This is a genomic window from Rhodococcus sp. KBS0724, assembly GCF_005938745.2.
Lineage (GTDB): Bacteria > Actinomycetota > Actinomycetes > Mycobacteriales > Mycobacteriaceae > Rhodococcus_F.
In genome coordinates this window covers 4,331,841-4,345,895 of sequence record NZ_VCBX02000001.1, presented here as the reverse complement: position 1 = coordinate 4,345,895, position 14,055 = coordinate 4,331,841, and the positions used below count along the sequence as shown (strand labels likewise).

Annotated in this window: 14 protein-coding genes; 9 read left to right on the top strand and 5 right to left on the bottom strand. The window is 63.8% G+C overall.

What is annotated here, in order from left to right; translation table 11 throughout:
* Positions 1-11 precede the first annotated feature (11 nt).
* Positions 12-1,526 carry an LCP family protein gene (locus FFI94_RS20055; protein ID WP_313905578.1) on the bottom strand — a complete coding sequence of 505 codons (1,515 nt, stop codon included), beginning with the start codon at positions 1,524-1,526 and terminating at the stop codon, positions 12-14.
* A 94-nt stretch (positions 1,527-1,620) separates the two neighbouring features.
* Here FFI94_RS20055 and rfbD point away from each other — a divergent pair, with 94 nt between their 5' ends.
* The 4 genes from rfbD (at position 1,621) to FFI94_RS20035 (ending at position 5,347) form a co-directional block, all read left to right on the top strand.
* The gene (gene rfbD / locus FFI94_RS20050) at positions 1,621-2,475 is read left to right on the top strand and encodes a dTDP-4-dehydrorhamnose reductase (RefSeq protein ID WP_138869368.1); all 855 of its coding nucleotides are present in this window, start codon (positions 1,621-1,623) and stop codon (positions 2,473-2,475) included.
* A gap of 43 nt (positions 2,476-2,518) precedes the next feature.
* A complete protein-coding gene (locus tag FFI94_RS20045) occupies positions 2,519-3,391 on the top strand; it encodes a glycosyltransferase family 2 protein (RefSeq protein ID WP_138869367.1) in 873 nt (290 codons plus the stop codon).
* 70 nt (positions 3,392-3,461) lie between these two features.
* Positions 3,462-4,541 carry a sugar phosphate nucleotidyltransferase gene (locus FFI94_RS20040; protein ID WP_138869366.1) on the top strand — a complete coding sequence of 360 codons (1,080 nt, stop codon included), beginning with the start codon at positions 3,462-3,464 and terminating at the stop codon, positions 4,539-4,541.
* 32 nt (positions 4,542-4,573) lie between these two features.
* The gene (locus tag FFI94_RS20035; protein WP_138869365.1) at positions 4,574-5,347 is read left to right on the top strand and encodes an SGNH/GDSL hydrolase family protein; all 774 of its coding nucleotides are present in this window, start codon (positions 4,574-4,576) and stop codon (positions 5,345-5,347) included.
* 4 nt (positions 5,348-5,351) lie between these two features.
* Here the strand turns inward: FFI94_RS20035 and FFI94_RS20030 are convergent, their stop codons facing one another.
* Genes FFI94_RS20030 through cofD form a run of 3 tightly spaced genes read right to left on the bottom strand, consistent with a single transcriptional unit; the run spans position 5,352 to position 8,266 of the window.
* A complete protein-coding gene (locus FFI94_RS20030) occupies positions 5,352-5,909 on the bottom strand; it encodes an NUDIX hydrolase (RefSeq protein ID WP_138869364.1) in 558 nt (185 codons plus the stop codon).
* Positions 5,910-7,277, bottom strand: a complete 1,368-nt coding sequence (locus FFI94_RS20025; protein WP_138869363.1) for a coenzyme F420-0:L-glutamate ligase — start codon at positions 7,275-7,277, stop codon at positions 5,910-5,912.
* Positions 7,274-8,266: a 2-phospho-L-lactate transferase gene (cofD, locus tag FFI94_RS20020; RefSeq protein WP_033231206.1), complete on the bottom strand. Its 993-nt coding sequence runs from the start codon at positions 8,264-8,266 to the stop codon at positions 7,274-7,276. The genes FFI94_RS20025 and cofD overlap by 4 nt, the downstream gene beginning before the upstream one ends.
* Before the next feature lie 402 nt (positions 8,267-8,668).
* Between cofD and FFI94_RS20015 the strand changes: the two genes are divergently transcribed.
* The gene (locus FFI94_RS20015; protein WP_165826358.1) at positions 8,669-8,932 is read left to right on the top strand and encodes a WhiB family transcriptional regulator; all 264 of its coding nucleotides are present in this window, start codon (positions 8,669-8,671) and stop codon (positions 8,930-8,932) included.
* A gap of 185 nt (positions 8,933-9,117) precedes the next feature.
* On the opposite strand, the gene FFI94_RS20010 is transcribed toward FFI94_RS20015, so the two are convergent.
* Positions 9,118-9,606 carry a metallopeptidase family protein gene (locus FFI94_RS20010; RefSeq protein ID WP_138869362.1) on the bottom strand — a complete coding sequence of 163 codons (489 nt, stop codon included), beginning with the start codon at positions 9,604-9,606 and terminating at the stop codon, positions 9,118-9,120.
* Between the two features lie 80 nt (positions 9,607-9,686).
* On the opposite strand from FFI94_RS20010, the gene FFI94_RS20005 reads away from it, so the two are divergent.
* From FFI94_RS20005 to manA, 4 genes are all read left to right on the top strand, one after another.
* On the top strand, positions 9,687-10,085 hold the full coding sequence (locus FFI94_RS20005) for a DUF3499 domain-containing protein (protein ID WP_138869361.1): 399 nt from the start codon (positions 9,687-9,689) through the stop codon (positions 10,083-10,085).
* A gap of 137 nt (positions 10,086-10,222) precedes the next feature.
* On the top strand, positions 10,223-11,596 hold the full coding sequence (locus FFI94_RS20000) for a phosphomannomutase/phosphoglucomutase (protein ID WP_138869360.1): 1,374 nt from the start codon (positions 10,223-10,225) through the stop codon (positions 11,594-11,596).
* A 132-nt stretch (positions 11,597-11,728) separates the two neighbouring features.
* Complete coding sequence (locus FFI94_RS19995; RefSeq protein WP_138869359.1) at positions 11,729-12,838, top strand: tobH protein; 1,110 nt, start codon at positions 11,729-11,731, stop codon at positions 12,836-12,838.
* On the top strand, positions 12,838-14,055 hold the full coding sequence (gene manA, locus FFI94_RS19990) for a mannose-6-phosphate isomerase, class I (RefSeq protein ID WP_138869358.1): 1,218 nt from the start codon (positions 12,838-12,840) through the stop codon (positions 14,053-14,055). The genes FFI94_RS19995 and manA overlap by 1 nt, the downstream gene beginning before the upstream one ends.

Genomic DNA, 14,055 nt, shown 5'->3' with positions numbered 1-14,055 from the left:
TACGCAGAGCTTTAATTCACACAGCGTGGTCCGCTGGATGCCGCATCGATCGGCGGGCCGGCGGGAGCGGGCGTCGGACTGGTTTCGGTGGTGCTCGCGGAGTCCGGTGTCCCGGACGCCGACACCGACCCGGAATCCGTCGGTGACACGGAATCGGCGGACGTGGGACCGGAGTAGTCGGAGGCGAGAACAACCCGAACGGTGTTCGAGGGCAACGACGAATCCGCTTTCACACTCAAACCGCCCAATGCTTCGGCGACGGCAAGGGCTGCGTCGTCGTCCTTGGATTTCGCGAAGACCGTTGACTCGGATACGTCTGCGCCCGTGTTGTTTCCGACGTCACCCTCGCGGTAGCCGAGTGCGCTCAGCGCTTCGGAGACTCCGCTCGCAAGGCCGGCGATATCGCTGGCGTTTGCGACGTCGACGGTGAACTTCGACGCATCGACGGTGGGCGCCGCCGAAGTCGTCTCCTCTTCCTCGACGTCGGCGCCGACGAGGTTCGCGACGTACTTCTTGACCTCTTTCGGATCGACCTTGACTATCGACTCGCCGTAGTCGGTCATACCGTTGATGTCGAGCACCGGGATGGTTTCGAACTGGACCTTGCCGCCCGCCAGATTTTGCAGCTGTTTCGCGAATTCGATGATGTCCCAATCGTCGTCGATCACGACCGAGCGTGAAACGGCGTTGGTCAACGAGCTGAGTTTGCCGGGATCGCTGAGTGTTTTTGCACTGAGGACCTGGCTCACGAGGGAGGCCATGAAGACTTGCTGACGCACGATGCGGTCGAGGTCGCCGCGGGGGAGATCGTGACGTTGCCGGACGAAGCTGAGAGCGTTCGATCCGTCGAGAGTCTGTTGGCCGGCCGGAAAGTTTGCGCCCGAGAGCGGTTCGTTCACTGCAGCGTTGAGGCACACGTCGACGCCGCCGACTGCATTGGTGAGCAGGACAAATCCGAGCAGACCGACTTCGGCGTAGTGGTCGACGGTGATACCCGTCAGGTTCGCGACGGATTCGATGAGAGCTTCGCGACCGGCTTCGGTGGATTTGCGGTCCGACTCCGATTCGCTGGCTCCGTTGTTGACCAGACGCAGACGCTCGGTCTCCTTGGTTGCTCCGAAGGCTCCGTTGATCTTCGACATCCCGATGCCGGGGACGTTGACGTACGCGTCGCGGGGAATGGAGATCGCGGTGGCGGAACTGCCGTCGTTGGGAACACGGATCAAGATGATGGTGTCGGTATTGGAGGCAACTTCTTCACCGGCGCGCAGTGAATCCAACTCGCTTTGGGTGAGTGGATTTCCGTGCGCATCCGTGCGGCTGTCGGTTCCCACCATGAGGATGTCGATGGCGCCGTCCTTGCCGCCGCCCAAACCGAGACCGCTGGCGGTGGCCAGGGAGTTGCGCAGTGAATCCACCCCGCGCCACGCGAAGCCGGTGACCAGCAACACCAGGACCGACACGACGGCGACGGCTATCCGGCCTGGGCTGGTCTTCGCTCGACTAGGCGCAGGCTGCGGACGCACGCGACGTGGGGGTTGCTGGTGTGACACCCATCCAGGTTACTGGTCTCTTCGCTCCAGGTCGGGTACCTGGCAGCGGCGTGCCAAACTGACGGGTATGACTAATATCCTGCTCACAGGGGCACGCGGCCAGCTCGGAAGCCGTATCGAATCGCTTGCGCTCTCGGCGGGTCGAGGCGTTGTCGCCCTGGGTTCAGCGCAGCTGGACATCACCGATCATGACGCCGTCGAACGGGCTCTGACGTCCGATGTTCTCTCTCCCGAGACGGTGGTGATCAACTGCGCCGCGTACACGGCAGTGGATGCCGCGGAGTCGGATGAGGCAGCGGCTACGGCAGTGAACGAGACCGGGCCGAGCAATCTGGCGTGGGCCTGCGCTCGGGCGGGTGCCCGATTGATCCACGTATCCACCGACTACGTCTTCCCCGGTGACGCACACAGCCCCTACGAGGTCGATTCGCCCACCGGGCCGTCGACGGTCTACGGCCGCACGAAGCTCGCCGGCGAGGAAGCCGTCCGCAAATCCGGCGCTGACTCCGTGATCGTTCGCACGGCCTGGGTCTACTCGGGCGAGGCCGGCGATTTTGTCGGCACGATGCGCCGCCTCGAAAGTGAACGGGACTTCATCGACGTCGTCGACGATCAGATCGGTTCGCCGACGTACAGCGTCGACCTGGCGGCCGGTCTGCTGGAACTGGCGTCACGTCCCTTCACGGGGTCCTCGACGCTGCACGCCACCAATGCCGGGCAGGCCAGTTGGTTCGATCTGGCGCGCGCGGTGTTCGAGGAGGTCGGTGCCGATCCGAATCGAGTACGCCCGTGCACCAGCGCCGCATTTGTACGCCCGGCACCGCGCCCCGCGTACTCCGTGTTGTCCGGTGATGCGTGGGCGGCCGCTGGCTTGACCCCGTTGCGCCCGTGGCGTGAGGCGCTTCACGACGCAATCGCGTGAGCAAAGTTCAGATGGAGCGCTCCGGGCGGCTAGGCTGACCGGCGTGAGTCCCAAGCTGGCCGTGGTAACGGTGACGTACTCGCCCGGCGAGCATCTCGAGAACTTTTTGAGCACACTCGCCGACGCGACGACAGAAAAACCCCAGGTCATCATGGCCGACAATGGGTCGACCGACGGAACTCCCGAGGCCGCTGAGCGCAAGTACGAGCACGTCCGACTGCTCCGTACCGGTGGAAATATCGGGTACGGAGGCGCGATAAATCGGGCTGTAGCGGAGATCGATCCCGCTATCGAATTCATCGTGATTTCCAATCCGGACGTCCAATGGAGCCCCGGTTCACTCGACGAATTGGTGTCTGCGGCAAATCGGTGGCCAAGGGCCGGTGCGCTGGGGCCCAAGGTCCTCGAACCCGACGGCAGCGTGTACCCGTCGGCGCGATCGGTGCCCGACATCACTTCCGGTGCGGGACACGCAATTCTGGGCACGGTGTGGCCGAAGAATCCGTGGACCACTCGCTACCGCCAGGAGAACGAGGCACTCACCGAGCGCGCAGTCGGCTGGTTGTCCGGGTCGTGCCTGCTCGTTCGCCGGGATGCCTTCGATGCGATCTCCGGGTTCGACTCCCGCTACTTCATGTACATGGAGGACGTCGATTTCGGTGATCGCCTCGGAAAAGCGGGTTGGCTCAACGTGTTTGTGCCCTCCGCGGAGGTAACCCACGCGAAAGGGCATGCGGCAGGGCGTCATCCGGAGTTGATGCTGCCGGCGCACCACCGCAGTGCCTACCGTTTCCAAGCCGACCGCCACCCGCATTGGTGGCAGGCCCCGCTGCGTCTGGCGCTGCGCGGCGGCCTGGCACTTCGTTCCAAGATCGCCGTCGCATCCGCAGTCCGCGAACGCGCTGCAGACGAATAGTGCGCTCGCGCGCTCGCACAGACCACCCGACCGATGACACTTCAGTTTCGAATCCCAGGGGACAACAACGATGACCGAACCTACTCCGACCGACGCGGTAATCCTGGTAGGCGGCAAGGGCACTCGCCTGCGCCCGCTGACCTTGTCGGCCCCCAAGCCGATGTTGCCGACGGCCGGTCTGCCTTTCCTGACGCACCTGCTCGCGCGGATCGAAGCTGCGGGCATCAAGCACGTCGTGCTCGGTACGTCGTTCAAGGCAGAGGTGTTCGAGGACTACTTCGGCGACGGATCGAAGATGGGCCTCGAGATCGACTACGTCTTCGAAAGCGAACCGCTCGGAACCGGTGGCGGTATCCGCAACGTCCTTCCGAAACTTCGCGGCGACAACATCATGGTGTTCAACGGTGACGTACTCGGCGGCACCGACCTGAACGCGATCCTCGACACACACACGAAAACGGATGCGGACGTCACCCTGCACCTCGTCCGAGTCGGCGATCCGCGCGCGTTCGGCTGTGTGCCCACCGACGAAGAAGGCCGGGTGTCCGCATTCCTGGAGAAGACCCAGGATCCGCCGACGGATCAGATCAACGCCGGCTGCTACGTCTTCAAGCGCGAGATCATCGAGCAGATCCCCGAGGGTCGCCCGGTGTCGGTCGAGCGTGAGGTGTTCCCGAACCTGCTGGCGGAGGGCAAACGCGTCTTCGGTCACGTCGACACGTCGTACTGGCGTGACATGGGTACTCCGGAGGACTTCGTGCGTGGTTCCGCCGACCTGGTTCGCGGTATCGCACCGTCACCCGCACTCGACGGCCCGCGCGGCGAGTCCCTGGTGCACCCAGGGGCCGGCGTGGCGCCCGGAGCGGTACTGATCGGCGGCACGGTTGTCGGGCGTGGCGCTGAAGTGGGCGCCGGCGCCCGCCTCGACGGCGCAATCCTGTTCGACGGCGCAGTGGTGGAAGCCGGGGCAGTCGTCGAGCGATCGATCCTCGGATTCGGTGTTCGGGTGGGGCCTCGCGCTCTCATCCGCGACGCGGTGATCGGTGACGGTGCCGATATCGGTGCGCGCTGCGAATTGCTCCGCGGCGCGCGGGTGTGGCCCGGCGTGACGCTGCCGGACGGCGGCGTGCGCTTCAGCACAGATGTGTGATTGTTGAGCTTCGCAACTGGAATACTGGTCGGATGACTTCATTTCCGAGCCGCTACGTCGCCCTCGGTGATTCGTTCACCGAGGGTGTCGGCGACACAGACGAGCGATTCCCCAACGGACTACGAGGTTGGTCCGAGCGTGTCGCGGAGCAGTTGGCAATCGGCAACCCGGACTTCCGGTACGCGAATCTGGCGATTCGGGGTCGACTGCTCGGTCCCATCATCGAGGAGCAGTTGGGGCCTGCACTTGCCATGAAGCCGGACCTCGTGACGATCTACGCCGGCGGCAACGACATGATGCGACCGAAGTTGGACCTCGACGCCGTGGTCGCCCGCTATGACACCGCGATTGCCGCGCTCACCGAATCCGGTGCTCGCGTAGTGATGTTCACCGCCTACGACACCGGGTGGTCCGCGTTCTTCGGCAAACTCCGTGGACGCATGGCCATCTACAACGAATTGGTGCGTGAAGTAGCCGACCGGCACGGCGCGACCATCGTCGACTTCTGGCGGTTCGCCGAGTACCAGGATCTGCGGATGTGGGACTTCGACCGCCTGCACATGTCACCTGCCGGACATCAGAACATGGCCGCTCACGTGCTCGACGCCATCGGTGTGGACCACACGCTCACCGCACCCGATCTCGGACCCGTGCCGGTGCAGACCAAGAATGAAGCCCGGCGCGAAGACCGTCAATGGACCCGAGAGTTCCTGGTGCCGTGGCTGGCTCGGCGGGTCAAGGGTGTGTCCTCCGGTGATGGAGTCAGCGCCAAACGGCCCGAGTTGGCGCCCGCTTTCCAAGCCTGAAGGTTCAGGCGCGGCGACGCAACCTCGCCAGCGAGATCATGTGGTTGACGGTCTCGTGCTCGGCGTTGTCGGGGAGAGAGTCGACGGGCCACCACTGCAGGTCCGTCGACTCGTCGCTGCGCACGATCGGTGAGTTGTCCGGTGCCACAACAAGAAACCTCAGGTCGAGGTGACGCGTCGGGACGCCGAGCGAACAGGTGATGGGGTGCGTGTGCGCGGAGAGAAGTGCGGGGTCGATGTGCAGATCGTGAATCCCCGATTCCTCGCGAGCCTCCCGCAACGCCGAATCGATCACGGTGTCATCGCTCGGTTCGCAGTGTCCGCCGAGCTGAATCCACTTCCCGACGCGCGGATGCAGAGTGAGCAGGACGTGCTGGAGGCTCTCGTCGACAACCAGCGACGACGCGGTGATGTGTCCGGCCGCATGACGACGAAGGCATCCGTCGGGTGCGGAGCCGAGAAACGCCAACATGGTGTGCCGGAGGGACTCGTTGTGCGCCGACGGCGTAATCCACTGTTCCAGAACGCCTGTGGCGGACGCGTGCAGAGTCTCGGCGCTCACCTACATCTCCACCAATGCGTCGCCGGGCGTCGGAGCCGTACGGGGAGTGAGCGGTTCGAGGGGGTGGCCGATAGCGATGGCGCCGAGTGGTTGCCAATCGGCGGGTACGCCAAGATGTTCGCGCACCGTGTCGGCGGCAAAGATCGTCGAACCGATCCAGCAACTTCCGATCTCGCGGGTGGCGAGCGCGACCAGCAAGCCCTGCACTGCCGCTCCGGCAGCCACGGTGAACATCGTGGACTCCGCAGCGCTGCGGCGCTCGTCCGGGTAACTGTGCGCGCCGTCCGGGACGCAGAACGGGATGACAATTTCCGGGGCGTCGAACAAGATGTTGCCGCGGGCGACACGGGCCTGTGCGGACTCCTCGGTGCGGCCGTCTGCGCGCAGATCGGCCAGCCACTTCTCGCGCAGTGCTTCCAGTAGCTGCTGACGAATAGTGTTGGTGCGCAACCATACGAAGCGAACGGGTCGGGTATGGTGCGGCGCCGGCGCGGTCAACGCCTCGGCGATGGACAACCGAATTGCGTCGGCGTCGACAGGGTCCTCGCTGAACGTGCGAATGGAGCGGCGCAGAAGCAGTGCCTGGCCGCGGCCCATGGTCGTTGCTTCTGCCGTACCGAGCCAGAACAGATCGTCGGCTCCGCGCCGGATGAGGTCCTGGGCCGTGGAACCGTTGTCCTGGAAACGCAGTCCGCGCACGACGGCAACCGGTACACCGCCGAGCTTGCCCTTGACCAGATCGCCGGCTGCGGCGATTTCGTCGGCCACGGCGATCTCGGTCACGATCAGATCGTTGCCTTGACTGTCCTGTGCTCCGAGGTAGCCGTGCAACACCGGGATGCCGGCGGCGCCGATCGCAGCGTCGGTCTGTCCGTTGCGCCACGCCCGGCCCATGGTGTCCGTCACCACGACGGCGACGGACTTGCCGGTGCTCTCGAACACCCGAGCGCGGAGCGCGGCAGCGCTACCGTCGGGATCGACGGGCAGCAAAGCCAACTCGGCTCCGTCGACGTTGGAGCCGTCGATGCCGGATGCGGCCTGAACGATCCCGAGCTTGTTCTCCGTGATGAGGGTTCGGCCTTTGCGCGCTACGACGCGTACGGCTTCCTGATCGACCAGAACGCGCCGCGCAGCATCACGCTCGTCTGGGTCGGTCGGGGACGAGACGATGCGGCCTTCGACCTTCGAGAACACCTTGCTCGTCACGACAAGAACGTCGCCGTCGCGGAGCCACGGCGTTGCCTCGATGAGGGCGCCCGCCAGATCGTCACCGGGGCGGAACTCCGGAAGACCCTGAACGGGAATCACTTCGATGGCTGCGCCGGGCGAGTGATCGCCGGGGGCCTGTTCGGTCGTGTTTGTTGTCACAGCGACACTCCGGCGATATCGAATGCTGTGGCCACCATCTCGGCGGTGGCCGCGGGGGAGGACATGATCAGCGGGACGGCGCGCACATCCACGCCGTCGACGTCGGCGGTGTCACCTTCGTCGATCAGCCAGCCGTCGAGGATGCCGTTGATCGACCGGGCGCCGTAGTGGCGACCGATTGCTTCTGACGTCGTCTCGACACCGATGACGTCGAGGCATTCGTCCGCCATTCCGCGCAACGGTTTTCCGCCGATCACGGGGGAGAGGCCGATCACCTTGGCAGCGGTGGTGCGTAGTGCGCCACGGATGCCGGGCACGGCCAGAATCGCGCCGACACTGACAACCGGGTTGGACGGAGCGATCAGGACGACGTCCGCGTTCTCGATCGCCTCGAGCACTCCGGGAGCCGGCTTGGCCTGTTCGGCGCCGACGTGAGCAAAGCTGTGGGTCGGGACGTGAGCGCGGTGACGTACCCACCATTCCTGGAAATGGATAGCTTTTTGCTCGCCGTCTTCCGGGTCGGTGATCACGACGTGCGTTTCGCTGCGATCGTCGCTGACAGGTATCAGATCAACGCCGGGATTCCAACGATTGCACAACGCTTCGGTAACTGCGGAGAGTGGATAGCCCGTTCGGAGCATCTGGCTCCGGATCAAATGGGTGGCGATATCGCGGTCGCCGAGCCCGAACCAGTCCGGCTTTGCGCCGTACGCGGCGAGCTCTTCCTTTGCGTTCCAACTCTCGCCTTTGTGGCCCCAGCCGCGCTCGGTGTCGATGCCGCCGCCGAGGGTGTACATGCAGGTATCGAGGTCGGGGCAGATGCGCAGACCGTGCATCCAGACGTCGTCGCCGACGTTGACCACTGCTGTGATCCGGTGTGGGCCTTGATATTTCTCGAGCGTTTCACCACCGGAGATGCCGAGTGCATGTTGCACTCCTTGGAGGAAACGAGCTCCGCCGACGCCGCCAACCAATACAGTCACGTTCACTTGACAAAGCCTAGGCGGTGCTCGACTTGCCGTGTCTGCTGGGCGGTGTGTCAGAGGCAAAACTCGGGCCGGAATACTAATGGATTCCTGTGCATTAGCTTGACCGCGACACGCTGGACGTGTGTAATCTCAAATGTGTCATTCCACCGATGTCGGCGAGTTTGCCTGCAGCGGGATCACATTCGAACGTAGTTTCGAGTGGTCAACGGGGTGGGGTTGAAAAGGGTTGAAATACGGAGTGAAATTCTGCGCTATTACAGGTGAGGAGGCGGAACGATGCCCAATGAAAATGTCGAGATCAGTGCTCTGGCAATGACAGTGAGCTACGAACCGCAGACCGATTCCCAAGCAGGCGCAGCAGAAGGTGCCTGCAGTGATATCGAGGCGGTGACAACTCGGCCGGTGCTGAGTCTCGTGACCGGCTTCGAGGAACTGTTCGACACCATCGAGGATCAATGGCAGGAACGTGCACTCTGTGCACAGACCGATCCCGAAGCGTTCTTCCCCGAAAAGGGTGGATCTACTCGGGAAGCCAAGCGTATTTGCCTCGGTTGTGAGGTTCGTGACGAGTGCCTCGACTACGCACTCGCCAACGACGAACGGTTCGGAATCTGGGGAGGGTTGTCGGAGCGCGAGCGTCGGCGTCTCAAGCGGGGGATCATCTGATCTGCTGCTGAATCGGTTCTGTCAGCGTCGGGGCTGACGGGACGGTCTGCGAAAAGTCTTGACCTGCAACGGGGAATTGCAGGTCGTGCACAGACTTTCAGAGATACTTGTCTTTCGGGAATATGGACTTTCGGCCCTGATGTAAGGGTATTCAGTCTTCTTCTTAGCTCAGTCTTTTTCTTAGCTCAGTCTTCTTCGGGAAACGTCGGATCGATCACAGACGGGTCGACACCGAGAAACGTACTGACCTGATGCACCAGCACGTCGTGAACCAGATCCGTGAGTTCGTCCGGATTCTTGGCACGCTGCTCCAACGGTCTACGGAACAACACAATCCGCGCACGTGTCGTCTTGCCGTGGCGATCGATGCCCGCAGGAATCAAACGTGAGAGCGGAACAGGTCCGTCTGCGACGACTTCCGGTGGCCAGTTCACCGAATCCGGATCACGGGCAAAAATCTTGGGAACCTCGTCGACGGCGATGTCGAGTTTTTTCAGCCGGTCGTGCCAAGCCAGGTCCACCGGAGCAAACGCGTCCATCACGAGGAGATCGAATTTCTCCGCTCGGGTGCGCCGTGCCGGAACTTCCGGCGGCAACAAGGGTCCGCGCAGGCCGCGGCCGTGCCGTTCGATCGAACGGGTGGTGACCGACCGTCGGCGGGGGGAGCGTGACATGCCGTCGAGATTACGACAGTGACGCTCCGTCGGTGTGTCCGAGTAGGTTCCCGCCGCGGGGAGGGCTAGGCTCCGTACCTGTGAGATCTCTGCGTCGCTGCTGCCGCCCCGGGTGCAAGAACCCCGCCGTCGCGACGTTGACGTATGTCTACTCGGACTCCACTGCGGTAGTCGGTCCTCTCGCGACCGTCGCTGAACCGCACTCGTGGGATCTGTGTGACAACCATGCGTCGCGTATCACGGTCCCGAAGGGCTGGGAAATGGTCCGGTACGAGGGTGGATTCTCGACCAGCACCCCGGACGAAGACGATTTGACCGCTCTTGCCGAAGCTGTCCGTGAGGCAGGTTTCGGTGACCGCGCCAAGGGACGTGAGGACACCGGCGTGTCCGCAGGCGAGGACGCCCGTTCCGTTGCACCTCCCACGGTCCGCACCGGTCGTCGCGGTCACCTGCGTGTTCTGCCGGATCCGTCGGCCTGAATTGTCGGCCGCTTTCGCCTGACATCCCGTAGTCGCGCGTGAAGCATTAGGCTTGCTCAGAACTTCCAGCGTCTTGCGAACTTCCAGTGTCCTGCGGAAATGTCCGTCGGGATGCGCACACAAGGAGAATGAATTCAGTGGGGCGAACAGCCGAGTCGGTTGCTGCAATCATCAAGGCGTACGACGTCCGTGGCGTGGTCGGTGAGCAGATCGACGAAGATTTTGTCCGTGATGTCGGCGCGTCGTTCGCCCGTTTGGTTCGCGACGAGGAGGGCGCCGCGTCGACCGTCGTGATCGGTCACGACATGCGCGAGTCCTCACCTGCGCTGTCGGCTGCGTTTGCCGAGGGTGTCGTCGCGCAGGGCCTCGACGTCGTGCACATCGGACTGGCGTCGACCGACGAGCTCTATTTTGCTTCCGGGTTGTTGAACTGCCCCGGTGCGATGTTCACCGCAAGCCACAACCCCGCGAAGTACAACGGCATCAAGTTGTGCCGCGCCGGTGCCAAGCCGGTCGGTCAGGACACCGGTCTTGCTGTCATCTCGGGTGAGGTTGTCTCCGGAGTTCCCGAGTTCGACGGTCCGGCCGGTCAGGTCAGCAGTAAGGATGTGCTCGACGAGTACGCAAGCTACTTGCGCGGGCTTGTCGACCTGTCCGAGATGCGTGCGATGAAGGTTGCCGTCGACGCGGGTAACGGGATGGGTGGACACACTGCGCCCGCCGTCTTCGGTCCGATGCCGCTCGATGTTCTGCCCTTGTACTTCGAATTGGACGGCTCGTTCCCCAATCACGAAGCGAACCCGCTTGATCCGGCCAACCTGGTCGATCTGCAGGCATATGTCCGTGAGACGGGCGCAGATGTCGGTCTTGCCTTCGACGGTGACGCGGACCGCTGCTTCGTGGTCGACGAAAAGGGCGATCCGGTGTCCCCGTCCGCCGTGACGGCACTGGTTGCGCAGCGCGAGTTGGCCAAGGAGCCAGGCGCGTCGATCATCTACAACCTCATCACCTCGCACGCGGTGCCGGAACTGGTCACCGAACTGGGTGGCGTTCCGATCCGCACCCGCGTCGGCCATTCGTTCATCAAGCAGCAGATGGCCGAAACGGGCGCAGTTTTCGGCGGCGAACATTCCGCTCACTACTACTTCCGCGATTTCTGGGGTGCCGATTCCGGCATGCTGGCCGCATTGCACGTGCTGGCCGCACTCGGTGAGCAGGACCGGCCGCTGTCGGAACTGATGGCCGAGTACACCCGGTACAGCGCATCCGGTGAGATCAACTCGACCGTTGCCGATGCAGCCGATCGAACCGCGGCCGTGCTTGCGGCGTTCGCGGACCGCACCGACTCCGTCGACCGCCTCGACGGTGTCACGGTCAACTTGTCCGGTAATGCGTGGTTCAACCTGCGGGCATCCAACACGGAACCGTTGCTCCGACTCAACGTCGAAGCTCCGACGCAGGCAGATGTCGACGCGTTGGTCGGCGAGATTCTGGCGATCGTTCGAGGCTGAGTTCATTTTTCTGCCCGATCGGTTTGTCGGCGCGTCGGCCGCCTGGGATAGTTGGGGGACTATCCGCGCACGCAGTGCTGCGGTCGACGTTGGTTGCGAGAGAAGTTGTTACGGAGAAGGGGGTGCGGTGAGATGACAGCGCCGACACCGCTCCTCGACCTCGACGACAGTGACGCATTGTCAGCTGCCGATTCGGAGGGGCTACTGCGTTCGGTAGCCATGGGGGGCGCACAGATTCGTTCGACGGCTTCGGCCGTCGCGGAAGGCTCGCTCGATCGGTTGGCCGGGCTGCGTCCACGAAGCGTCGTGTTGATCGCGGGATCGGCCGGCGCCAGATACGCCGCCCGGATCGCGGTCGCCCTGCTCGGCAATGCTGTGCCGTGCCCTCTGGTGTTGCTCGATCGGACGCCGTCGTGGGTGGGACCCCTCGACGTCGTGGTGGTCGCCGGTGACGACGCCGGGGATCCGCGTCTCGTGGAGTCCGTCGACGGGGCGGTACGCCGCGGCGCAGAAGTTGTTGTCGCGGTTCCCGAAGAGGGACCGATGCGGGCAGCAGCGGCCGGGCGCACGATGACTTTGCCTGCGCGTGTGTTCACGGCTCCGCGCCACACGATGATGCGTTTTCTCGCGGTCTTCGTTGCGGTGGTTTCGGCGCTCGACCACCGTGAGATCGACCACCGTGAGAAGACCGAAGCCGGACCGTCGTCCCTCGATCGGATTGCGGACGCCGTCGACGCCGAAGCTATCAGCGACGGTGTGTCGAACGAGGTGTTTCACAATCCGGCCAAATCCCTGGCTACCAGGATGCGTGATCGCCGCGTGGTCGTGTGTGGCCTTGGCGCGGTTGCCACTGGTCTTGCCGACTACGCAAGCGCGTCGCTTCTGGCCTCAGGGCGCTCCGCGGCTTCCGGTGAACTGTCGGATGTGATCGCAGCGGCCCGGGCCCTGTTCGCTCCGACAGCCGGGGCTCGCGATTCGGTTTTTCACGATCCGTTCTTCCACGATCCGGAGCTCGACGGCCCGTTGCCGATCGACCCGGTTCGGGCATTCGTGTTTGCCATGGAAGCGGGACGCGGTGAGGTCACGCGACGCATGGATGCGCTGGCCGATGCGGATCTGGTGATCACATCAGACGAGGACAGCGCCAATACGGGGGTATCGGAAGTGGAACAGGTGTTTGTCTTGGCATCGAGAGTGGACATGGCGTCCGCGTACGTGCAGTTGACGGGTGGGTCGCGCTAGTGCAAGAACTCGAGGGCGCTCTGCGGTCCTACGCCTGGGGGTCGCGTACGGCTATTGCCGAACTTCGTGGGCTTCCCGTGCCATCCACACATCCCGAGGCGGAGTTGTGGCTCGGCGCCCATCCGGGCGATCCTGCGCGCGTCGTCACCGACGATGGCACCGAGTCGTTGCTCGATGTGCTCGCCAGTGATCCGGCACGGCAATTGGGCGAACAGAACATCGAGGACTTCGGGGAACGCCTGCCGTTCCTGCTCAAGCTGTTGGCGGCGGAGGAGCCACTGTCCTTGCAAGCGCACCCGAGCGCACGCCAGGCAGAAGAGGGCTTCCACCGGGAAAACCACCTCGGTGTTCCGATGGACTCACCTGTCCGCAATTACAAGGACGGCAGCCACAAACCGGAACTGGTTGTCGCGCTGAGCACCTTCGAAGCGCTCGCGGGATTCCGCGAACCGACGAGGACAGTCAAGATGCTGCGCGCACTGGCGGTGCCCGAGCTGGAGCCGTACATCGGTCTTCTTGAAGGACAACCGGATTCGGACGGTCTGCGGGCGTTGTTCACGACGTGGATAACTTTGCCGTCCACCGCACTCGGAACATTGCTGCCGGCCGTCCTCGCGGGATGCATCGGTTACGCGTCGTCCCGAGACGTCGAATTTGCCGCCGAGATCCGCACAGCACTCGAACTCGGCGAGTCGTACCCGGGTGATGCCGGAGTGCTGGCCGCGCTGCTGCTGAATCGGGTCACACTCGAACCAGGTCAGGGACTCTTCCTGGCCGCCGGAAACCTCCATGCCTACCTGCACGGGCTGGCTGTCGAGATCATGGCGAACTCCGACAACGTTCTGCGCGGCGGACTGACCCCCAAATACGTCGATGTACCTGAATTGCTTCGAGTCCTCGACTTCAACGGTTCCGACATCACGATTCTCGACCCGGCGCCGCACGCGGGCAGCGCGGACATCGTCTATCCGACGCCCGCTCCGGAATTTCGGCTGACGCGGATCGAGTTGGGTGGGGATGTGACGGACAGCGTCGTTCCGGCCGGGGAACCACGCATCCTGATGTGCACGGACGGTTCCGTGACGCTGCGGTGTGGGGCCGGCGAACTGAAACTCGATCGTGGTCGCGCAGCGTGGATTTCCGCGGACGAACCGCTCGTGGAAATCTCGGCGCGAAGCAAAACGGCACAGGTTTTCAGCGCCACGGTCGGCAGGTAG

Coding starts and splice junctions, on each gene's coding strand:
- rfbD (WP_138869368.1), top strand. CDS start 1,621: ATGACTAATATCCTGCTCACAGGGGCACGCGGCCAGCTCGGAAGCCGT.
- FFI94_RS20040 (WP_138869366.1), top strand. CDS start 3,462: ATGACCGAACCTACTCCGACCGACGCGGTAATCCTGGTAGGCGGCAAG.
- FFI94_RS20010 (WP_138869362.1), bottom strand. CDS start 9,606: ATGTCACGCTCCCCCCGCCGACGGTCGGTCACCACCCGTTCGATCGAA.
- FFI94_RS20035 (WP_138869365.1), top strand. CDS start 4,574: ATGACTTCATTTCCGAGCCGCTACGTCGCCCTCGGTGATTCGTTCACC.
- FFI94_RS19995 (WP_138869359.1), top strand. CDS start 11,729: ATGACAGCGCCGACACCGCTCCTCGACCTCGACGACAGTGACGCATTG.